The following is a 21,644-nucleotide window of genomic DNA, read 5'->3' as shown; positions in this document are numbered from 1 at the left end:
GTAAATACAAATCCTTTACCCTAACTGTTCTACTTATTTATGATCACGAATCGTTTCAAACCATGTATATAGTTGCTGATATGTGCTATAAACCAATTCTTTCTCTAATTGTAAGTGGTTCATTTTCTCACGATATGTGTTCGATTCAATTAAATCACGCTTTTGTTTTTTGTCTGCCATAAAAATGACACCGTCTTTTATTGTAACAAATTCTAACTCAAAAAACACCTGTGTCATGAAATTTACTGTATCTTTTGACCAACCTTTATGACGACACAGTTGTTCCCCATATTGCTTTAAAGAAAATGGTGTTTTTTGGTTTAAGAAAGAATAGTACCATTTAAAATGTTCCCTCGTTGGGACCGTACTAAATAAATGATTGTTCTCTTGATAAAATAGCGTGTAAATTCGAGATGGAAATCCTACTTTAAATAAATCACGCAATTCATCTGTTCCTTTCGGCAAATCGAGTAACACAATATATTGATCATCTAAATGTGTTACCTCTGATGCATGCACGAGCTGTTCTTTATAGCCTTCTAAAGAAAACTTATTCAATACCTCTTCAGAAAAATACACCATGGTTATTTTTTCTTTCGGAAGTTCTGCTAAATTTGCTTCTACATTACGCATACTACGCCAGTCAAATAATTGCCATGCCTCTACAGCAATATCTTGCACCATTAATTGCGGCTTTTTAAAGTTATTCCATTCATTAATGGACACTTCTCCTACTACAGAAACCTTCGCAACTGGAGAGATTTCTTTCGCATAAGCACCAAATCCAAATCCAATTGTATCCAGTGTTGCTTGTCCCTCACGAAGAGCCATTTTCAAATGAGATCCATCAGATCCAATTGCACGGATACTTTCTAAGTCAGCATCTTTCACCGCAATACGCGGTTTCGGATTTCCTACGCCAAATGGCGCTAACTTTTGCATCTCCTCAATCGCGGCAAGCGTTACATCCTCTACTTTACAAAATGCATCCACTGCTGTAATCGGAATAAAATCTTCTGCTGTTAAAATTACATCTGCTTGCTCATTTAACCTGCGTCTTAATTCATCCACATCATTCATATTAAGCGTCATTCCCGCTGCCATCGGATGACCTCCGAAATGCGGTAACAATTCACGGCAATCTGAAAGGTTTGCAAACAAATCAAATCCTGCAATACTACGAGCCGATCCCTTTGCTGTTTCTTTATGAGGATCAATGCTTAATACAATCGTTGGACGATAAAAACGTTCAACTAACTTAGAAGCGACAATTCCAATTACCCCTGGATTCCAACCTTCTTTTGCAAGGACTAATACTTTATTTTCTTCTGGCGGGAAATTATTTTCGACTTCAGCGATAGCTTCTTCAGTAATTTGCTTTACAATATCTTTTCGAAGTTTGTTCAGCTCATCAATTTCTTCAGCTAGCTCTTTCGCTTCCTCTGGATCTTCTGATAATAAAAGGTGTACAGCAGGTGTTGCATCTTCCAAACGACCAACTGCATTAATACGAGGTGCGAGTGCGAACCCGATGCTTTCTTCTGTAATTTCGCTTTGCGAAACGTTAGCAACTTTAAATAACGCCTTTAAACCGATATTCCGAGTCATTCGCATATGCTTCAGTCCACGCTGTACTAACAATCTATTTTCACCATGAAGCGATACTAAATCGGCTACCGTACCGATTACTGCAATTTCCAACAAATGCTCTGGCACACGGCCCAAAAGTGCATGTGCAACTTTAAATGCAACACCAACACCCGCTAAATAATGAAACGGATAAACACCGCCTTCTAATTTCGGGTGAATAATCGCAAGTGCCTCTGGTAATTCTGGTGGTGGCTCATGATGATCTGTAATAATAAGATCTATTCCAAGTTCCTTCGCTACCTTCGCTTCATGTACCGCTGCGATACCAGTATCGACAGTAATAATTAGTGAGAACCCTGCACTGTGCGCCCAACGAAACGCTTCTTCATTTGGCCCATAGCCTTCAGTAAAACGATTTGGAATATAAAACTCTACTTCTGCACCTAATTCTTTGAGAGCAAGATATAACACAGTCGTACTACTTACTCCGTCCGCATCGTAATCGCCAAATATTAATATTTGTTCTCCATTTTCAATAGCTTTTTTCACACGTTCTACAGTCCGATCCATTCCTTCAAGTAAAAATGGATCATGAAATTCTTGATCTGCTGTATTTAAAAAGTCTACAATCTTATCTTCTGTATTTAAGCCTCTGCCAAGAAATAATGAAGTCACAAGAGGTGATAGTTGCAATTTATTTGCTAATTCACTCACTAGTTCCTCATTATATTCTTTTTCTTTCCAACGCGTCTTCGGTTGTAACACGAAATCACCCCTTAACCTATCCATTATACAAGACAGATTAAGGGGTGACAATATAATGCAAACTACGATTCGATATCTATATAATTAAATATCTGTTATGTTTAATTTGGAGAATACGGATTAATATGTACAAAAACGTTTTGTACGTTATCTTGTTTCATAAGTTTTTCTTTTACATGTTTTCCGATGCGGTGACCTTCTTCTACAGTGATATATGGATCTACAGATACTTTAATATCGACAATAACATAGTGACCATGTTCTCTTGCATATAAAGAGCCGATTTTTTTCACACCTTCCACTTGAAAAACTGCCTCCCTAAGCGGAACAACATCTTCTTCATGCAGAACATGATCGAGCGTTGCATGAATAGCTTCTGCTCCAATACTCCACGCCATCTTAGCAACGAGAATTGAAACAAATAATCCCGCAATTGGATCGGCATATACAAGCCAATCTATACCTAACTTACCGCCGATAATAGCTGCACAAATGCCGATTAAAGCTGCAATTGAAGAAAAAACATCCGAACGATGTTCATATGCATTCGCAATAATTGCAGCACTATTTATCCTCTTCCCTAATCGATATTTATACTGAAACATCCCTTCTTTCACTACAATCGAAAGAATAACTGCAAAAATCGTAATTCCTTTTGGTGGTTCCAAATCTTGTGAAAAAGCTTTTATAGACGAAATCGCTATCTCTATTCCAACAATAAATAATAATACCGCAACAATAATCGCTGAAATCGATTCCGCTTTACCATGACCATACGGATGATCTTCATCAGGCGGTTGCTTTGCCGCTCGTAATCCAAAAAGTACAGCTAACGAGCCAATTACATCTGATCCAGAATGCACTGCATCCGCTAAAAGTGCCTTACTGTTTCCAATATAACCAATTACCGCTTTTACAATCGCTAATATAATATTACCAACGATTCCGACAATAGCACCAAACTCGGCCTGTTTAAAACGTTCATCTTTTTCCATAATTGAAATCCCTTCTTTTCTTAACCTATCTTTTTATCCCGCTATTTGCGGGCAGTAAGCCCCCCACCTCAAAATCCAGCAAATACAAGGAAGTTAGGTGGGAGATCAACTGCCCGTAAAAGCCCGATTGGTGAGGGCTAATAATAAGTGGGGATGAACAAAACCCCCACTTATTAAAGTTTCACTTTATTTTAACAAAATCAGCGATAAAATTACCACTTTATTCCATTTCGTTCTTTCAAAAGTTGCTATCTTATTGTATCCACAAACGAAAAAAGAGATGCCTCATAATGAGACATCATCTTTTTTATACTTGCGGTTCAGGTTCTTCTTTCTCAACCTTCTTCTTGTTTTTTCCCCTTTTCAAACGACGGTTTTCAAGCATCAACCAAATTTGAGAAGCCACGAAAATAGAAGAATACGTACCTACAACTAATCCAATTAATAATGCAAGTGAGAAGTTACGCAGTGATTCACTACCGAAAATAAGTAGTGTGATTACTGGGAATAACACTGTTAACACTGTATTAATTGAACGACCAATTGTTTGACGAATACTTGAGTTTACGATTTCTTCTAGGTCTTTTATGTCGCGAACTCGTTTTTTCTGTTTGTATAACTCACGGTTTCTATCAAACGTAACGATTGAGTCATTGATAGAGTAACCAATAATCGTTAATACCGCAGCGATAAATGTTAAATCTACCTCTATCTGGAAAAGACTAAACACAACCATCATAACGAACGCATCATGTAATAATGCGATTACTGCAGATACTGCGTACGTAAGACGGAAACGAATACTTACGTATAAAACAATTACTGCAGAAGCAATTAATACTGCGATAAATGCATTTCGTGCAATCTCTTTACCGATTGTCGGCGAAACTGTACTTACGTTTGGCTCCGTACCGTATTTATCATGGAAGAATGTTTTTGTTTTCGCAATTTCATCTTTTGATAGAACACCTAATGTACGAACTGCGAAACCTTTATTGTCATCTCCGGTCGGTACAATATCTTCTTCCTTCACATCGATGTTCAATTCTTTCAAATCTTTATGAACATTAGAAACAGTAGTTGCTTGTTTTGATTGCAAGTCGATACGTGTACCACTTGCAAAGTCAATACCAAGATTCATTTTGAAAATCGGTAATATAATTGCCCCAGCAATTACAACTACAATTGAGAATAAGAAAAATTTATGACCGATATTTACAAAGTTAATACGATCAAATCTCGTCGGTGGATGTACTACACCTTTTGTTAATGGAATAATATCCTTTTCCTTAACACCAAAGTAAGATAGTTTCTTATCAAAGTAACGGCTCTTTACAAGTAAACCTAGTAAGAAACGAGTACCGAATACATTCGTAATGAAACCAACTAAAATACTTACGATTAAACTTGTTGCGAATCCTTTTACAGAGCTATTACCGTAAGCGAATAATACACCAGCTGCTGCAATTGTTGTAACGTTCGCATCTAAAATTGTCGATAACGAGCGATGGTTACCAGCACGGAATGCTGACATCATCGACTTACCAATTTTAAGCTCTTCCTTCAATCTCTCGTACGTAATGATATTCGCATCAACTGCGATACCAACCCCGAGCACTAATGCCGCAATACCTGGTAATGTAAGAACTGCATGCATCCAGTTAAAGACAAGCAGTGTAACGAAAATGTATAAACCTAACATAATAACCGCTACAAGTCCTGGTAGACGGTAGAATACAAGCATGAATAAGAAGATCATAGCAATACCAATTGCACTAGCGAAAATCGTTTGCTCTAATGCTTGTTGACCAAATTTCGCTCCAACAGATGTTGAATACATTTCTTTTAAATCAACAGGAAGTGCACCTGCATTTAATAAAGATGAGAGTTCTTTCGCACTTTCAACTGTAAAGTTTCCACCTACGATAGATACTTCAGCTTGGTTAAATACTTGGCTTACTGTTGCTGCTGATAAAAACTTCGGATTCGGTTTTGCAGCTTCTGCTTTATACGAATCTTTTCCTTCTTCAAAATCAAGCCAAATTACCATTAAATTCGTTGGTGGTGGCATTTTTGAAATCTTTTCAGTTACTTCACGGAATTTTTCAGCGCTTTTTAGTGTAAGACCTACGCTCGCACGGCCTTGCTCATCAAATGTTTGCTTCGCTCCGCCGCCTTTTAAATCCGTTCCGTCCATAAGAAGGTTATCATCCACATCACGGAATGTTAGTTTCGCTTGTGTTGATAACATTTCACGTGCTTTTTGCTGATCTTGTACACCAGCAAGCTGTACACGAATTCGATCTTCCCCTTCGATTTGAATGTTCGGCTCACTTACACCAAGAACATTGACACGATTTTCAAGAGCACCTACTGTACTTACAAGTGCATCACGATCGATTTTATCACCTTTTTTGGCTGGTTTTACTTCATACAGAATTTCAAAACCACCGCGAAGGTCTAGTCCTAGACTAATTCCTTTTGCTATGTCTTTTCCTGCCGCACCAATTACTCCACCAATTAATAAAACGATGAGGAAAAAGGCGGCAATTCTTGTACCACGCTTTGCCATATGTACCCTCTTTCTGCTACTAACACTTTCAATAAATCTCTTACGATTCATTTTTACACGTGTGCATACGCCTAGTTAGTAGACTTACTTTCTATAAAATACATGTATTTCCGCTAGTTCATCACTAGCTGTGTCGGTAAGCTTTTCACAATACCTACACTATTCATTATTTATTTTTCCTCTTCACTACCTCCTTTATATATAATCTTAGACATAATTAATTCCTCTTTATCAATACCTATCATTATACTGCAAAAGGAAGAACAAACCAATTACAGTCGGTTATTTATTTTCATATTCATCAAACGACCAAAGTGGCGCTTGATATGCTTCAACAGTTAAATAATTCATATATTCATTAGTACTTACTCTTAATACATCATTTACTAATTCATATAACCTAACATCACTATTTATCTTTTTCCACTTTTTTGCCTTGAGAAACTTCCAAATATCATTATCTGTCACTCGGTCGTAACCGAACAACTGAAACTCTTCTACTTTACTTTCTAAAACGACTTGTAACTGTCCGCGGTATGATTCTACCAAAGCCTCTTTATCCAACATATATAACATCTCCTTCTTATTTCAGCACGAAAAGTCGCTTTTAATCCCGCTCTAATGGACAGCAATAACTTCTTTCAAGAGTACCATTCATACTTCACTCTCTTAAATGCTTGTCATTCTTGTCTCATACGTGCATATAAATTATTGTAAATCATTCCATTGATTTTGAGAAGGTAGGAGAAGAGTATGACGAGACAAAGCTTTTTAAAAGGCGCATTTATTTTAATGATAGCCGGTTTTATTACAAAAATCCTTGGATTTATTAACCGCATTGTAATGGCACGTATTTTAGGCGAAGAAGGCGTTGGCCTTTATATGATGGCTGTCCCCACCTTCATTTTAGCAATTACATTAACACAAATTGGCCTTCCTGTTGCAATCGCAAAATTTGTAGCAGAAGCGGAAGCAGTGAACGATAAGCAAAGAGTTAAAAAAATATTAACTGTCTCGCTAGCCGTTACATCCATTATTAGTATCATTTTAACAATTGGGATTATGCTACTCACACCTATTTTAGCAAAAACATTATTAACAGATGAAAGAACTTACTATCCATTAATGGCTATTTTACCTGTCGTCCCCGTTATTGCAGTTTCTTCCGTTTTACGTGGTTATTTCCAAGGGAAACAAAACATGAAGCCGAGCGCTTACGCTCAAGTCATAGAACAAGTTGTCCGCATTACAATTATCGCTGTATGCATTCGGTTATTTTTACCTTACGGCGTAGAATATGCTGCAGCCGGTGCTATGCTATCAGCTGTTCTTGGCGAAGTTGCATCTTTATTATTTTTACTTACTTTATTCCAACGCGAAAAACATTTATCTATACGCTCTGGATTTTTCACTACTGTAAAGGAGAGCAAAAACACATTTTATTCCCTTATGGACATTGCTTTACCAACTACAGGAAGCCGTTTAATTGGTTCCATTTCTTATTTCTTTGAGCCTATCGTCGTTATGCAAAGCTTAGCGATCGCCGGCGTTGCTGCTTCTGTCGCAACTCAGCAATACGGTATATTAAACGGATATGCGTTCCCACTTCTATCACTGCCAGCCTTTATTACATATGCTCTTTCTACAGCACTCGTCCCATCAATTAGCGAGGCAATGGCAAAGAGACAACACAAATTAGTAGAACACCGATTACAACAAGCACTTCGAATTTCCTTAATAACCGGCGGATGGTCAGTCGTTATATTATATGTATTTGCTTCTCCAGTTTTAACTCTCATGTACGGATCAGACAACGCGGCCGCGTTCATCCAGCTTCTTGCACCTTGCTTTTTATTTCATTATTTTCAAAGCCCCCTTACATCTGTGTTACAAGCTTTAAACTTAGCACGCGCTGCTATGATGAACACATTCATTGGCGCTATCGTAAAATTAATCGTTATCTTTGTACTCGCTTCACGCCCAGAGTTCCAAATGATGGGCGTTGCCCTCGCCATCGCAGCAAATATAGTAACCGTAACATTCCTTCACTACGCCACTGTTTTAAAGAAAATTGCATTTACCATTTATGCAAAAGACTATATTTTCGGCGGAATTGCTATCGGGATTGCTGGTACCTTCGGTTTTTATCTTCATAAGTATATCGTTTTTTCTCATTCACTTGGCATACAAACATTATGGGAAATCACTTTAACAACAATCGTTTATATCGTTCTCCTCTTCGTTTTCAAACTCATTCGAAAAGAAGAATTAAGTCGTCTCCCTATCATTCGGAAACTTTCATTTTTGAAGTAAGCAGGCTTGCCATTCAAAATGGTAAGCCTCTAATTTTCTTTCAAATCAACGAAAAACTGTCCATTTTGAAAACTACAATATAAAATCTGTTTCACATCTTTATAACCTAAGTTATTCAGTTTCTCAACGAGCCACCCATCTGTATGTTCGATCATTTGCAAATGATTGTATTGAATTTCTCCATCAATAATTAGTGGGAGTGTAAAAATTGGTGTATCATTTTTGCTCTTTTTACTTTTTTGTTTTTGAAAGACAGATAACTTTCCAGATGGTTCTAAAATAGCGTATTCTACATCACGCACATCTCCGATTCCTTGCTCACGTAGTTGCATCAATAAATCATCTATGTTATATCGCTGCTTCCGCATCTTTTTTTCATCAATTTTACCTGCATTCACAAGAATCGCAGGCTCCCCTTCTATTAAATGCCGAAAACGCTGAAACTTTAAAGAAATGACCGACAAAATGATTTGTATACACATAAGAAAAGTCATTGGAACTAATTGATGCCAAAGTGATTTATCTGTATTTTCGATTGCCACTACAGCCATTTCACCGAGCATAATGAATACAACTAAATCTAATACACTTAATTCTCCAATTTCACGTTTACCCATAAGACGAAAAATAATTAAAATGATTATATACAAAAGCATTGTTCGTCCGATTATTGATACCCATTCCATTTCTACATCCCCTTTTTTTACTTATAGGCTCCCCTACAAAAAAGAAACTAGTCTAACTTAAGCAAAATGAAAATATGCTTGTATTAAAAAGGGGGAATGCATAATGGATGGAACGAAAAAATTATCGAGCGCAATCGGCTTCGGTATTATTACCCTATTAATCCTCGCATCTATTACAAGTATGATCATGGCTCTTTTATTAAAATTTACGAATATTAATGAAGGGACATTAGTAATTATTATTTTTATAATAGCCCTTCTATCTATGCTTATGTCTGGATTTATTGCTGGTAAAAAGGCACAAGGAAAAGGATGGCTAGTAGGTTTCACAACAGGCCTTACATTCGCTATTCTCGTCTTTCTCGTTAACTATTTAGGCTTCTCTCAAACTTTATCGAACTCACAGTTACTCTACCAATTAGCATTAATGGGTGCGAGTACACTCGGAGGTATTTTCGGTGTAAATATGTCAAAACAAAATAGTTAAAAAAAGGCCCTGCACATTTCATGCAGGGCCTTCATCATTAGTTTTTCACAACTTCACGAATCGCATTGCGATCGAAAGTTAAGTGTGCACCACCAGATTTAACAACAATTTTTGTTTCATCCACTGATTCGATTGTAGCGTGTAAACCACCGATTGTTACGATAGCATCACCTTTTTTGATTTCATTTTGCATTTGTGCAACTGCTTTTTGACGCTTTTGTTGCGGGCGAATTAATAAGAAATAGAAAATCGCAAACATCGCAACAATCATAACGATATTCATCATACCTGCATTCATCTTGTGTTCCTCCTTTTAAATTATGTATTAGAAGTTTTTAGCATTCGGTTTATTAAAGCCATACTGTTCAAAGAACTCTTCGCGGAAATCGCCAAGACGGTCTTCACGAATAGCTTGTCTCACCTGCTCCATTAAGTTTAACAGAAAATGAAGGTTGTGATAAGACGTTAAACGAATTCCGAACGTTTCATCACATTTCATTAAGTGACGAATGTACGCACGAGAATAGTTTTTACATGTGTAGCAATCACAGTTCGGATCAAGCGGCCCGAAGTCTCTAGCGAATTTCGCATTTTTCACAACTAAGCGGCCTTCACTTGTCATACATGTACCATTTCGAGCGATACGAGTTGGAAGTACACAGTCAAACATATCAACACCGCGAATCGCACCATCAATTAACGAGTCAGGAGAACCTACACCCATTAAGTAACGTGGTTTATCATCAGGAAGAAGTGGTGTTGTAAACTCAAGAACACGATTCATAATATCCTTCGGTTCACCAACAGATAGACCGCCTATAGCATAGCCAGGGAAGTCCATTGAAACAAGATCTTTCGCACTTTGACGACGAAGCTCTTCAAACTCCCCGCCCTGCACAATACCGAATAAACCTTGATCTTGTGGACGTTCATGCGCCTTTAGACAACGCTCTGCCCAGCGGCTTGTACGCTCTACAGACTTTTTCATGTATTCAAAAGTAGCTGGGAACGGTGGACACTCATCAAATGCCATCATGATATCTGAACCTAATGCATTTTGGATTTCCATCGCTTTTTCTGGTGATAAGAATAATTTATCGCCATTTAAGTGATTGCGGAAATGAACGCCTTCCTCTTCAATGCGTCGGAAATCACTTAAGCTAAATACTTGGAATCCACCTGAATCCGTTAAGATTGCACGATCCCAGTTCATAAACTTATGCAAGCCACCTGCTTCACGAATAATTTCGTGGCCTGGACGTAGCCATAAATGATACGTATTGCTTAAAATAATGCCAGAATCCATTGCTTTTAATTCTTCTGGTGACATTGTTTTAACTGTTGCAAGTGTACCAACTGGCATAAATGTCGGTGTATCAAATGAGCCGTGTGGCGTGTGCACTCGACCTAAACGCGCACCCGTTTGTTTACAAGTTTTAATAAATTCATAACGAATTGCTGTCATAATTTACTCCTTTTATTTGTTTCTCATTTTAGCGTGAGATGCAACGAACATCGCATCACCGAAACTAAAGAAACGATATTTTTCTTTTACTGCTTCATTATAAGCATGAAGTACATTATCTCTATTTGAAAATGCACTTACAAGCATAATTAATGTTGATTTCGGCAAATGGAAGTTTGTAATTAAACCATCAATTGCTTTAAATTCATATCCTGGGTACATAAAAATATCTGTCCAGCCAGAAGCTGCGCAAAGCTTACCACTATGATCTGTTGCAATCGTTTCTAACGTACGAGTTGATGTCGTACCTACTGTAATAATACGGCCGCCATTCTCTTTCACGCGGTTTAATAACGCCGCAGTCTCTTCAGACATATGGTAATACTCTGCGTGCATATGATGCTCTTCAATAGTATCTGCAGAAACTGGTCTAAATGTTCCAAGTCCTACATGGAGTGTAATGAATGCTAACCCGACGCCTTTTTGCTTCAATTTCTCTAGTAACTCTTCTGTAAAGTGAAGGCCAGCCGTCGGTGCTGCTGCTGAACCGATTTCCTTCGCATATACCGTTTGATAACGATCGCGATCTTCTAGCGTCTCTTTAATATATGGAGGAAGTGGCATTTCTCCAAGCTCGTCTAAAATTTCATAAAAGATGCCGTCATATGAAAACTCAAGTTGACGCCCACCTTGATCTGCTGTTCCAATGCAAGTTGCTTTTAACTTTCCTTCACCAAAAGAGATGACAGTTCCTTCTTTTACACGCTTCGCTGGCTTTATAAGCGTTTCCCACTTATCGCCTTCCTCTTGTTTCAAAAGAAGCACTTCAATGTGTGCACCTGTATCTTCTTTCACACCGTGCAAGCGAGCTGGCATCACTTTCGTTTCATTTAAAACTAAGCAATCCCCCTCTTGTAAGTAAGAAAGAATGTCTGTAAAATGTTTATGCTCAATATCTCCTGTTTCACGGTCTAACACCATCAATCTTGATGTTTCACGCTCTTCAAGCGGAATTTGTGCAATGAGTTCTTCTGGTAAATGAAAATCAAACAGATTAATATCCATAACTGTATCCACCTATTTCTTATTTGAATCGATTTATTATATACATAATGAAAGATAATGCAATACTTAACACAATACATGTAATGATAGGAAAATAAAAGGTAACGTTACCTTTTTTCACAAAAATATCGCCTGGAAGCCTTCCTATGAACTTCCAAGCTAATCCAACAACAATGAGCAAAATACCAGCTGTAATAAGCAGCTTTGGCATCTCCGTCATACTTTTGGCATCTCCATTCCGAAATGCTCATATGCGAGCGGTGTTACGATCCGGCCTCTTGGCGTTCTTTGTAAAAAGCCAATTTGTAATAAATACGGTTCATACACATCTTCAATCGTATGCGATTCTTCCCCAATCGTTGCTGAAACAGTTTCTAATCCAACTGGACCACCGCGGAACTTTTCAATAATACCAAGCAGTAATTTATGGTCGATATGATCAAGTCCTAATTTATCTACTTGTAATAGTTCTAACGCCATTTGTGTAATTTCCATCGCAATCGTTCCGTCACTGCGAACTTGTGCGAAGTCACGTACACGTCGTAATAGACGATTCGCAATACGAGGTGTACCACGGGCACGTCTTGCAATTTCTAATGCTGCTAACGAATCTATTTCAACTTCAAACACTTCTGCTGTACGTTCTACAATCGCAGAAAGCTGATCTACTGTATAATACTCTAATCGTGAAAGTACACCAAAACGGTCACGAAGTGGTGCTGATAATGCACCTGCACGCGTCGTTGCCCCAACTAGCGTAAATGGAGGTAAATCTAGACGTACAGAGCGAGCTGACGGTCCTTTCCCAATAACGATATCAAGGCAAAAGTCTTCCATCGCTGGGTATAGCACTTCTTCAATAGATCTATGCAAACGATGAATTTCATCAATAAATAATACATCTCCTGGCTGAAGCGCTGTTAATACAGCCGCTAAATCTCCTGGTCTTTCAATTGCGGGACCTGACGTCGTTCGAATGTTAACACCCATTTCATTGGCAATAATATTCGCAAGCGTCGTTTTACCAAGTCCAGGTGGGCCATATAAAAGTACGTGATCTAACGTTTCTTCACGCATTTTCGCCGCTTCAATAAACACTTCTAAATTATGTTTCGCTTTATCTTGGCCAATGTACTGACGGAGCGTCTGTGGCCGTAATGAATACTCTAAATCCGCATCTTCGTATCCAGATTCCCCTGAAAGGAGACGTTCGTCCATTATACTCACCTCTTACCATTTAGTAAAAGACTAAGTGCCTTTTTAATATATTGATCCGTCGTTAGTGATTCTTTTAATAACTCTGGTACAACGCGAGAGACTTCTCGTTCTGCATAGCCAAGTGCACGCAGTGCTTCCAGTGCTTCATCAAGTTCAACTGATGAACCTTTCTTCGCATCAAAACTTTCAGTATCTGAGAACAAATCAACAAACGCATCTGGTACAACATCTGCTAGTTTTCCTTTTAAATCTAAAATCATTTGGCGCGCTGTTTTCTTTCCGACGCCTGGGAACTTCACTAAGAACTTCTCATCTTCATGTTCAATCGCTTGAACGACCTGTCCGGTTTGACCAGAAGCTAAAATTGCAAGAGCACCTTTTGGTCCAATCCCCGATACACCTAACAATTTTGTAAATAATAAACGCTCTTCACGTGTTTTAAAACCGTAAAGTGCCATAATATCTTCTCTCACATAATGATATGTATAGACACGGATTTCTTGCTTACTTCTTTGAAATACATACGGATTTGGTGTAAAAATTTGATAACCAATTCCATTATGGTCAATTACGACATATTCCGGTCCTACATACTCCACGTAGCCTGTAACATATTCAAACAAAATACGATCTCTCCCTCTTAAATCATGTATTCCATTTTAACATATTTAATGATAGAAAAGCGAGAATACCCCAACGAATGTTCTCTGTTTAAAACTTCTGTTATTTTCCATTGACAGAAAGGATAAAGCCCCTTAATATACAGAAGTCGATAATGATTATCAATACTAATTAAAGGGGTTACATCAGGATGAAACAAAAGCTATTTATTTTATTTACTATTATGCTAGTTGTTCTTTCTATCGTTGGCTGTTCTTCTCAAAAAGAAGAATCAAAAGCAAAAGAACAACCGAAAACGAAAGTTGTAAAACATGCTAAAGGGGAAGCAACAATTCCAGCTAATCCAAAGAGAATTGTTGATTTATCTGGATCAACAGAGGAATTATTAATCCTTGGACATAAACCTGTCGGTACAGCAAACACATATAAAGATAAAATCCAAAATCATTTAACTGAAAAGTTAGACGGAGTAAAAGCAGTTGGCTGGTATTGGGCACCTAAAGTTGATTTAGAGGCTGTTACAGCTCTAAAACCAGACTTAATTATTTTAAACAATCGTCAATTGAAAATTTATGATCAACTAGAAAAAGTGGCACCGACAGTTGTTCTGGAAACAAATCTAGAAGACTGGCGCGGTAAGTTTAAAGAAGTAGGTAAACTATTTGACGAAGAAAAGAAAGCAGACAAATGGATTGCAGATTACGATAAAAAAGCAGACTCTTTATCTAAAAAAATTAAAGAGAAAACAAAAGATGAGAACTTTATGTTCGTTGCAGTAACACCACAAAACTTCCGTGTATACGGTAGCTTCGGATATGGTGACATCATCTTTAACGACTTAAAACTTCCAGCAACAAAAGGTACAGATTTAAAACAAACGATGGCACAAGTATCACTAGAAGGTCTTGTTGCATTCCAGCCTGATCAAATGTTTATTGTAAACTTCGGCGGAGAAGCTGATAAAGTGTACGAAGACTACAAAAACAGTGCGGTTTGGAAAGATAATAAAGCAGTAAAAAACAATCACGTATATGAAGTATCAAATGAAGTCTTCAATACGAAAGCATTCAATCCAATCGGAAAAGATATGCTAATTGATGAAATCGCAAAAGAGATTTTAGCTAAGAATAAATAAAAAAAAGCAGCTCACCCTGAGCTGCTTTTTTTCTTATTTTGCACTGCGTATTGCTTCATTTTTTCGATTGTCTTCACGAATCCTTCTTTTGACTTAATACGAATACCACGCTTTAGTTTTGCTCGCTCATAGCTCTCAAGCTTTTTCATATCAATTTGAAAGAAGGAATGGATCGCGTTATCACTTTTCGGTACCCCTTTAAAAATTTGCAATATCCCTTCCTCTGAAACACCAAAATAACCGCTCGTTTTCAGTAAAGGAGAAATATCATCAACTTTCCTTTGTAATACGATTTGCACATCATCACGATCAACAAGTTGCCATTCTTTATATTGCTGCAAAAACTTTTCTAAATCCGCTACTTTTTCTGTCAGTATTTCCTCGCTTACTTCTCCATCAACATACATACGCTCTAATAAAATTGTAACTTCAGGTACTTTTTCTGTTATTTCTGCCCTCACATCGGATCCATAAGCTAAGCAAAACATCACAACGAAAGCTTGCACTGCAATTAGCATCCATTTCATTTCCGTTCACCTCTTCTAGGCAAAATCATACTTTCATTTGTAGCTTTTCCGGAAATGGGGGTTTTATCCATATAAACAATAGCATTAAATTTCTAAGGAAAATAAAGTGAAACTTTAATCAGTGGGGGGTTTTGTTCATCCCCCCACTGATTATTAGTTGAACCAATCGGGCTTTTACGGGCAGTTAATCTCCCACCTAACTCCCTCGCATTCGCCGAATTTTGAGGTGGGAGTCTTACTGCCCGTTAATGCGGGACAAAAAATGCAGATAAGGGTTAATCCTTATCTGCATGTATCATTTACTTTTATATAAAATGAAAGACGCCTGCAAAGCAGGCGTCTGATGCGTTTACGGCGAAAGACCAGGCGACCACATTCGCGTGTTTAGCACTTAAGCATATCTCTCGACTTACGTAAATTAGCTCATCGCTTTGCTAATATAACATTAACAAGGTAGAAGCGCAATATATTTCTAAATATATTTTTCTTCCTCTTTCAACCAATTGAAATTTATGTAAATTATAAATTGATTAATGTAATGTATACGTTACAATTAATACTATAAATATAAACAGGGGATGAATGCCTTGAAAAAAATTAAAGATGAACGCCTCATACTTCAAACGTTAAAAAACATACGTATTGCCTTTCTTTTTCAATCAATTGGTATAATCGGAATTTTAGGCTATATCGGATTCACAGAAGGAATGGATCAAATTACGAAATCTCCATTGTGGTTATTATTTATTCTTACAAGTATTGTACTCAGTTATTTACAGTTAAGCGTTTCTATCGATGTAGAAGAAAGCGAAAATGAAATAAAGTTAACTCCTTATTACAAAATTATTTTACGCTCTCTTATTGTAGGAATTATCATGGCTATTATTTATATCATTTTCAGTCCAGAAAGACCTCTATTTGAAGCTATTTTAACAGGTGGTATTCTCTTCATATGCTTTTTAGCGTCTTACTCCGTTAGTTATTTTATAAAAAAACGCCGTTTACAAGACGACGATGAATAAAGAGGAAGGGCTAGCCCTTCCTCTTTATTTTGTTATCGCATAGTACCAGTCAGACCGTAACGAATGTCTCGGAACATATTTGTTATGTCACGATTAAAATCGTTTGTAGCTGTGCCGTTACGTAAACGCGTACTCATTGCATCGACACGAGTAAACATGTCATTTCTTACAGAAACATATACGTTTCTATTTCCAACCTCATTCACAACAGCTTGACGAATTTCGTTCGCCATCGCTGTTTCATTCGTCGCTGTATTACGCGGTTTTACCGCAATCGCTACATCGTTTCCATATACAACTGTAGAAACTCGGTCTACGTTATTCATACGTTTCACACGATTCGTAATTTTCTCCGCAGTTTTACCATCATTGTTAATGTATGAATTGTTCATTGTAATATTACGAGTTGGATGTGGATTAGCAATTTGCCCATTGTAATTTACATCACGGTAATAATTATTATATCCTGTATCGTTACGACCGTTTCTATATGTTACATAATCTGTAGAACGATCGTTACGCGCTACATTATCACGATACTGGTGTGTATCATTATAAGATGTACGCTCGTAATTGTGGTTACGTCCATCCATCGCATTATTATCTTTCGGTGTACCACATGCAGCTAATGCACTGGTAACTAACAAAGAAGCAGCAATAACTTTTACTTTCGTATTCAATACAAAAACCCCCTCTGTTAGAATGAACTTCTCTTTCGAAAAGCTCCCCCTTATGATGAGTAACAGAGAGGGTTTTTACACTGTTAATATTTCACTAGGAATTTTCTAGCACTTAATGTAAATTCACCATATTCCTGACTATCATGAATACAAAAAAGGTGGGAATAACCCCACCTTTTTTAAACTTCCTCTTCATCCTCTTCTTCTGAAACTGGTTCACCAAATACATTTGGTGGGTCCGGCTGATAATACATCGTTCCTGGCTGCGGTGCATATGCTGGCTGAGTCGGTTGATAATATAAAGGATTGGCGTATTGTGGTCCACCCGGTTGCGGACTATATAACCTACTCTCTCCTCCGCATCCACAATCTTCTTCCCCTTGTACGAGTGGTGGCATATTATTATCCATTGGCATCATATTTGGATTTGGCATAGAAGTATATTGCGGTGCCATTTGTTGATACGGCATTTGATTGTATGGATTTTGTTGCTGATACTGCGGATATGGCGGCATCATTGGCTGTTGATATGGCATCATGTTTGGCATTTGATTGTTATCCATTATTGGCATCATGTTTGGCATTTGATTGTTATCCATTATTGGCATCATGTTCGGCATTTGATTGTTATCCATTATTGGCATCATGTTCGGCATTTGATTGTTATCCATTATCGGCATCATGTTTGGCATTTGGTTGTTATCCATTATCGGCATCATATTTGGCATTTGGTTGTTATCCATTATCGGCATCATATTTGGCATTTGGTTGTTATCCATTATCGGCATCATATTTGGCATTTGGTTGTTATCCATTATCGGCATCATATTTGATATTTGGTTGTTATCCATTATCGGCATCATGTTTGGCATTTGGTTGTTATCCATTATCGGCATCATGTTTGGCATTTGGTTGTTATCCATTATCGGCATTATATTTGGCATTTGGTTGTTATCCATTATCGGCATTATATTTGGCATTTGGTTATTATCCATTATTGGCATCATATTTGGCATTTGGTTGTTATCCATTATTGGCATCATATTTGGCATTTGGTTGTTATCCATTATCGGCATTATATTTGGCATTTGATTGTTATCCATTATTGGCATCATATTTGGCATTTGATTGTTATCCATTATTGGCATTATATTTGGTGGTTGATTGTTATCCATTATTGGCATTATATTCGGCACTTGAATATTAGGCGGTATTACTTGCGGGATAATAACACTTTCTTTTGATACGTTTGGTGAGACTATGCTTCCTATATTTTCTTTCTTCACTTGTGGCGAGACTATGCTTCCTACATTTTCTTTTTTCACTTGCGGCGACACTATATTCCCTACATTTTCTTTTTTCACTTGCGGCGACACTATATTCCCTACATTTTCTTTCTTCACTTGCGGCGACACTATATTCCCTACATTCTCTTTCTTCACTTGCGGCGACACTATATTCCCTACATTTTCTTTTTTCACTTGCGGTGAGACTATATTCCCTACATTCTCTTTCTTCACTTGCGGTGACACTATATTCCCTATATTGTCTTTTTTCACTTGCGGTGACACTATGTTTCCTATATTGTCTTTTTTCGTTTGCGGAGAAATGACATTGTTAGGTTTCATTTTATTAATTTGAGGAGCAATTAACTCGCTTCCCTTTTTTATTACGTCTGAAATTTTATATTCTTTTTTCGCTTTAATTGGTGGTTGCGGCGGCTGCGGTAATACATTGATAGAAAATTTAGTATTTTCTTTTGTAGTAGGTTTTAGTTTTTCTACTTTCTCTACAACAGGTGGTTTTTGAATGACAGGCGGCTTTTCAACTGGCTTCTCTTTTTGAATCGGAATTTCTTTTTGCACTTCTTTTTGTGGCTTCACTTGCACTTCCTTTTGCGGCTTCACCTGTATTTCTTTTTGCGGTTTTATCTGCATTTCTTTTTGCGGTTTTATCTGCATTTCTTTTTGCGTTTGTTGCATAGCTGGTTGTTGTGTAATAGGTGTTGATTGATACGTGATCTCATCTTCATCTTCTATTGCAAGTGGCGTTGGTGTTGATGCAAACTCTTTTTGCTGCACCTCTTTTACATATTGTTTCGGGGGCGCTGAACCCGATCCAGTTTGTTGTTTCACATGAACGCTATGCGATGGCACTTTAATTTTCATCCCTGGCATAATTAGGTCTGGATTGCTAAGCTGTGTATTTGTTTTTTTTAGCGTTTCAAAATCCACTCCGTACTTTTTTGCAATTTTCCAAAGGGTCTCTCCTTTTTGCACGATATGAATTTTCAAATTTTCCCCCTCCTGTATAACTTATCTATAAGTAAAAACACTTTGAAGTAACACTTTCTAAACAACATTAACTTCTTTTACTTTTATCACTTCTTCTATTTTCAATATGATTCGAAGTGGAATAAGCATAGAAAAACCGCAATGATTTCCTCAACACAATGTATGCCTATTTCATCCTTGTTATGATTATATGTACAAAAAAAAGCAACGGAAATCCCGCTGCTTTAAACGCGCTCTAACATACGATTTAATGCAAGAACTGCCTCTTCTGTTACTTGTTTCTCTACACGAATAACGTTAATTTGTTCTCCTCTTTCTATGTTCTCAAGTGCCCATAACAGGTGAGGTAAGTCAATTCGGTTCATCGTTAAGCAAGGACACATAAACGGATTTAGCGAAATAATTTCTTTATCTGGATGTTGCTGAATAATTCGGTTCACTAAATTCATCTCTGTACCAATCGCCCACTTACTTCCCGCCGGAGCTGCTTCAATCATATCAATAATATATTTCGTTGATCCTGCATAATCAGAAGCAGCAACCACTTCATAACAACATTCAGGGTGAACAATAATATTCATATCCGGATGATTTTCCCGCACATTTTCAATATTTTTCACAGTGAAGTTTTGATGAACAGAACAATGGCCTTTCCATAAAATCACTTGAATTTCTTCTATATCTCCATCGTACTCTAATGAATCTGTATGCGGGTTCCACACTGCCATTTTTTCTAACGGAATACCTAAATCATACGCTGTATTTCTTCCTAAATGTTGGTCTGGTAAAAAGACGAGACGCTCTTTTTGTGTAAACGCCCAAGACACCATTTGTTTTGCATTAGAAGAGGTTACTGTTGCCCCTCCATTACGACCACAAAACGCTTTGATCGCAGCTGTTGAATTTACATACGTTAATGGGATCATCGTATCCCCAAATAATTTCGCGAGCTCTTTCCACGCTCTTTCTGTTTGTTCAATATCTGCCATATCTGCCATAGAACAGCCGGCACGCATATCTGGTAAGATGACAATTTGATCATCTGTCGTTAACATATCTGCCGTTTCTGCCATAAAGTGCACACCACAAAACACAATATATTTTGCCTCTTTATTATTCGCTGCAACTTGCGCGAGTTGCAGTGAGTCCCCTGCTGCATCTGAAAATTGCACCACTTCATCTTTTTGATAATGATGTCCTGGAATAAATAGCAATTCACCCATTTTTTCTTTAATTTCGCGAACACGCTCTTCCATCTCTAATGTAGACATCATTTGATAACGCTCTGGTAACATTACTTCGATTGGCTGAACTTTCTCTAAAATACCCATTTATGATTCTCCCCCTCTAAACCACTCTCATTAGGCCTCAATATTAAAACTAATATCAAGTGCTTTCACTGAATGTGTTAACGCTCCAAGTGAAATATAATCTACCCCTGTTTTTCCGTATTTTGATAAATCTTCAATTGTAATACCACCTGAAGCCTCCGTAACGATGGCACTTGGTACAATTTTTGAAAACTCACGAATCTCTTCTGGCGTACGATTATCGAACATAATAACATCTGCGCCGGCCTCTATCGCTTCTCTCACTTGCGCCTCTGTCTCTGTTTCGACTTCTACTTTCACCATATGTCCCAATCTTTCTTTCACCGATGTAACAGCTTTTGTAATCGAGCCAGCAAAAGCAATATGATTGTCTTTAATCATGACACCATCATATAAACCGAATCTGTGGTTAAACCCGCCCCCGCATACTACAGCATATTTATCAAACATACGTAGTCCTGGCATCGTTTTTCTCGTATCACAAATGCGTGTATGACTGCTATCTAAAGCAAAAACCGCCTTACGTGTCATCGTCGCTATCCCGCTCATACGCTGAATAACGTTTAATATAACGCGCTCTGCCGTTAATAATGATGCGATTGGGCCTTGCACGGTTGCAATTATTTCGCCTTTTTCTACAAGATCCCCATCTTTTTTATGAAGTTCAACTTCAATTCTCTGATCAATTAATTTAAATCCTTCTTCAATTACTAAGCACCCTGCAAATACTCCTGTATCCTTTACAAGAAACGTTCCTTTCGCAAGTGCATTATCGGGAAAGATAAGCTGAGATGTTACATCTCTTTCTCCTATATCTTCTAGAAAAAATCGATTTAATGCTTCCTTAACTTTTAACGTATTCATAAAACCCCTCTTCC

At 37.5% G+C, this 21,644-nt stretch carries 20 protein-coding genes and 1 pseudogene; 4 read left to right on the top strand and 17 right to left on the bottom strand.

Annotated elements, in window-relative coordinates:
• Window positions 1-33: 33 nt before the first annotated feature.
• The 4 genes from recJ to JFT89_RS26135 all read right to left on the bottom strand — a co-directional run bounded on the left by recJ (window position 34) and on the right by JFT89_RS26135 (window position 6,489).
• Complete coding sequence (gene recJ / locus JFT89_RS26150; RefSeq protein WP_016096080.1) at window positions 34-2,355, bottom strand: single-stranded-DNA-specific exonuclease RecJ; 2,322 nt, start codon at window positions 2,353-2,355, stop codon at window positions 34-36.
• Between the two features lie 101 nt (window positions 2,356-2,456).
• A complete protein-coding gene (locus JFT89_RS26145) occupies window positions 2,457-3,350 on the bottom strand; it encodes a cation diffusion facilitator family transporter (RefSeq protein WP_002034095.1) in 894 nt (297 codons plus the stop codon).
• Between the two features lie 307 nt (window positions 3,351-3,657).
• Window positions 3,658-5,922, bottom strand: coding sequence for a protein translocase subunit SecDF (gene secDF, locus JFT89_RS26140; protein ID WP_002067226.1), 2,265 nt, complete (start codon window positions 5,920-5,922; stop codon window positions 3,658-3,660).
• Between the two features lie 282 nt (window positions 5,923-6,204).
• Window positions 6,205-6,489, bottom strand: coding sequence for a post-transcriptional regulator (locus JFT89_RS26135; RefSeq protein WP_002067224.1), 285 nt, complete (start codon window positions 6,487-6,489; stop codon window positions 6,205-6,207).
• Between the two features lie 186 nt (window positions 6,490-6,675).
• Here JFT89_RS26135 and spoVB point away from each other — a divergent pair, with 186 nt between their 5' ends.
• Window positions 6,676-8,235 (top strand): stage V sporulation protein B, encoded by a 1,560-nt coding sequence (spoVB, locus tag JFT89_RS26130; protein ID WP_016096079.1) that lies wholly within the window; start codon window positions 6,676-6,678, stop codon window positions 8,233-8,235.
• Between the two features lie 29 nt (window positions 8,236-8,264).
• Here the strand turns inward: spoVB and JFT89_RS26125 are convergent, their stop codons facing one another.
• Window positions 8,265-8,921: a DUF421 domain-containing protein gene (locus JFT89_RS26125; protein WP_002015314.1), complete on the bottom strand. Its 657-nt coding sequence runs from the start codon at window positions 8,919-8,921 to the stop codon at window positions 8,265-8,267.
• Between the two features lie 103 nt (window positions 8,922-9,024).
• Here JFT89_RS26125 and JFT89_RS26120 point away from each other — a divergent pair, with 103 nt between their 5' ends.
• Window positions 9,025-9,408 (top strand): TIGR04086 family membrane protein, encoded by a 384-nt coding sequence (locus tag JFT89_RS26120; RefSeq protein WP_002015315.1) that lies wholly within the window; start codon window positions 9,025-9,027, stop codon window positions 9,406-9,408.
• A 37-nt stretch (window positions 9,409-9,445) separates the two neighbouring features.
• Here JFT89_RS26120 and yajC read toward each other — a convergent pair whose 3' ends face one another.
• From yajC to ruvA, 6 genes are read right to left on the bottom strand one after another with little or no spacing between them, the layout of a single operon-like run.
• Complete coding sequence (gene yajC / locus JFT89_RS26115) at window positions 9,446-9,706, bottom strand: preprotein translocase subunit YajC (RefSeq protein WP_002015317.1); 261 nt, start codon at window positions 9,704-9,706, stop codon at window positions 9,446-9,448.
• A 27-nt stretch (window positions 9,707-9,733) separates the two neighbouring features.
• Complete coding sequence (gene tgt / locus JFT89_RS26110; protein WP_002015319.1) at window positions 9,734-10,873, bottom strand: tRNA guanosine(34) transglycosylase Tgt; 1,140 nt, start codon at window positions 10,871-10,873, stop codon at window positions 9,734-9,736.
• A 12-nt stretch (window positions 10,874-10,885) separates the two neighbouring features.
• Complete coding sequence (gene queA / locus JFT89_RS26105; protein WP_002088783.1) at window positions 10,886-11,938, bottom strand: tRNA preQ1(34) S-adenosylmethionine ribosyltransferase-isomerase QueA; 1,053 nt, start codon at window positions 11,936-11,938, stop codon at window positions 10,886-10,888.
• A gap of 19 nt (window positions 11,939-11,957) precedes the next feature.
• A complete protein-coding gene (locus tag JFT89_RS26100; RefSeq protein ID WP_000138161.1) occupies window positions 11,958-12,158 on the bottom strand; it encodes a DUF2905 domain-containing protein in 201 nt (66 codons plus the stop codon).
• Window positions 12,155-13,156, bottom strand: coding sequence for a Holliday junction branch migration DNA helicase RuvB (gene ruvB, locus JFT89_RS26095; protein WP_000344470.1), 1,002 nt, complete (start codon window positions 13,154-13,156; stop codon window positions 12,155-12,157). Before ruvB ends, JFT89_RS26100 begins: the two co-directional genes overlap by 4 nt.
• Window positions 13,157-13,161: 5 nt before the next feature.
• Window positions 13,162-13,779 carry a Holliday junction DNA helicase RuvA gene (ruvA, locus tag JFT89_RS26090; protein ID WP_016096077.1) on the bottom strand — a complete coding sequence of 206 codons (618 nt, stop codon included), beginning with the start codon at window positions 13,777-13,779 and terminating at the stop codon, window positions 13,162-13,164.
• 188 nt (window positions 13,780-13,967) lie between these two features.
• On the opposite strand from ruvA, the gene JFT89_RS26085 reads away from it, so the two are divergent.
• On the top strand, window positions 13,968-14,912 hold the full coding sequence (locus JFT89_RS26085; RefSeq protein ID WP_002067212.1) for an iron-hydroxamate ABC transporter substrate-binding protein: 945 nt from the start codon (window positions 13,968-13,970) through the stop codon (window positions 14,910-14,912).
• Window positions 14,913-14,923: 11 nt separating this feature from the next.
• On the opposite strand, the gene JFT89_RS26080 is transcribed toward JFT89_RS26085, so the two are convergent.
• A complete protein-coding gene (locus tag JFT89_RS26080) occupies window positions 14,924-15,439 on the bottom strand; it encodes a BofC C-terminal domain-containing protein (RefSeq protein ID WP_002067204.1) in 516 nt (171 codons plus the stop codon).
• A gap of 587 nt (window positions 15,440-16,026) precedes the next feature.
• Here JFT89_RS26080 and JFT89_RS26075 point away from each other — a divergent pair.
• Window positions 16,027-16,461, top strand: a complete 435-nt coding sequence (locus JFT89_RS26075) for a hypothetical protein (protein ID WP_016096076.1) — start codon at window positions 16,027-16,029, stop codon at window positions 16,459-16,461.
• Window positions 16,462-16,493: 32 nt separating this feature from the next.
• Here the strand turns inward: JFT89_RS26075 and JFT89_RS26070 are convergent, their stop codons facing one another.
• The 5 genes and pseudogenes from JFT89_RS26070 to nadC all read right to left on the bottom strand — a co-directional run bounded on the left by JFT89_RS26070 (window position 16,494) and on the right by nadC (window position 21,630).
• On the bottom strand, window positions 16,494-17,141 hold the full coding sequence (locus JFT89_RS26070; protein WP_002067201.1) for a YhcN/YlaJ family sporulation lipoprotein: 648 nt from the start codon (window positions 17,139-17,141) through the stop codon (window positions 16,494-16,496).
• A 179-nt stretch (window positions 17,142-17,320) separates the two neighbouring features.
• Entirely contained in the window at window positions 17,321-19,222 is a 1,902-nt protein-coding gene (locus JFT89_RS30930) for a spore coat protein (protein ID WP_483862151.1), read from the bottom strand.
• Window positions 19,223-19,278: 56 nt separating this feature from the next.
• Window positions 19,279-19,435 (bottom strand): annotated as a pseudogene (gene safA / locus JFT89_RS30845) (SafA/ExsA family spore coat assembly protein); the annotation flags it as partial.
• A gap of 224 nt (window positions 19,436-19,659) precedes the next feature.
• Window positions 19,660-20,766, bottom strand: a complete 1,107-nt coding sequence (gene nadA / locus JFT89_RS26060) for a quinolinate synthase NadA (RefSeq protein WP_016092367.1) — start codon at window positions 20,764-20,766, stop codon at window positions 19,660-19,662.
• Between the two features lie 30 nt (window positions 20,767-20,796).
• Complete coding sequence (gene nadC / locus JFT89_RS26055) at window positions 20,797-21,630, bottom strand: carboxylating nicotinate-nucleotide diphosphorylase (protein WP_002067403.1); 834 nt, start codon at window positions 21,628-21,630, stop codon at window positions 20,797-20,799.
• Window positions 21,631-21,644 lie beyond the last annotated feature (14 nt).

The organism is Bacillus sp. TH25, from assembly GCF_016650935.1.
Taxonomy (GTDB): domain Bacteria; phylum Bacillota; class Bacilli; order Bacillales; family Bacillaceae_G; genus Bacillus_A; species Bacillus_A mycoides.
Note: the sequence above shows the minus strand (reverse complement) of the source record. Positions and strands in the feature narration are given on the sequence as shown.

Excerpts from the sequence above, each read along its gene's own strand:
- JFT89_RS26085 (WP_002067212.1), top strand. The coding sequence starts at position 13,968 with ATGAAACAAAAGCTATTTATTTTATTTACTATTATGCTAGTTGTTCTT.
- JFT89_RS26120 (WP_002015315.1), top strand. The coding sequence starts at position 9,025 with ATGGATGGAACGAAAAAATTATCGAGCGCAATCGGCTTCGGTATTATT.
- JFT89_RS26135 (WP_002067224.1), bottom strand. The coding sequence starts at position 6,489 with ATGTTGGATAAAGAGGCTTTGGTAGAATCATACCGCGGACAGTTACAA.
- JFT89_RS26080 (WP_002067204.1), bottom strand. The coding sequence starts at position 15,439 with ATGAAATGGATGCTAATTGCAGTGCAAGCTTTCGTTGTGATGTTTTGC.
- yajC (WP_002015317.1), bottom strand. The coding sequence starts at position 9,706 with ATGAATGCAGGTATGATGAATATCGTTATGATTGTTGCGATGTTTGCG.
- JFT89_RS26100 (WP_000138161.1), bottom strand. The coding sequence starts at position 12,158 with ATGACGGAGATGCCAAAGCTGCTTATTACAGCTGGTATTTTGCTCATT.
- nadC (WP_002067403.1), bottom strand. The coding sequence starts at position 21,630 with ATGAATACGTTAAAAGTTAAGGAAGCATTAAATCGATTTTTTCTAGAA.
- JFT89_RS26145 (WP_002034095.1), bottom strand. The coding sequence starts at position 3,350 with ATGGAAAAAGATGAACGTTTTAAACAGGCCGAGTTTGGTGCTATTGTC.
- secDF (WP_002067226.1), bottom strand. The coding sequence starts at position 5,922 with ATGGCAAAGCGTGGTACAAGAATTGCCGCCTTTTTCCTCATCGTTTTA.
- queA (WP_002088783.1), bottom strand. The coding sequence starts at position 11,938 with ATGGATATTAATCTGTTTGATTTTCATTTACCAGAAGAACTCATTGCA.
- tgt (WP_002015319.1), bottom strand. The coding sequence starts at position 10,873 with ATGACAGCAATTCGTTATGAATTTATTAAAACTTGTAAACAAACGGGT.
- JFT89_RS26125 (WP_002015314.1), bottom strand. The coding sequence starts at position 8,921 with ATGGAATGGGTATCAATAATCGGACGAACAATGCTTTTGTATATAATC.
- spoVB (WP_016096079.1), top strand. The coding sequence starts at position 6,676 with ATGACGAGACAAAGCTTTTTAAAAGGCGCATTTATTTTAATGATAGCC.
- nadA (WP_016092367.1), bottom strand. The coding sequence starts at position 20,766 with ATGGGTATTTTAGAGAAAGTTCAGCCAATCGAAGTAATGTTACCAGAG.
- ruvB (WP_000344470.1), bottom strand. The coding sequence starts at position 13,156 with ATGGACGAACGTCTCCTTTCAGGGGAATCTGGATACGAAGATGCGGAT.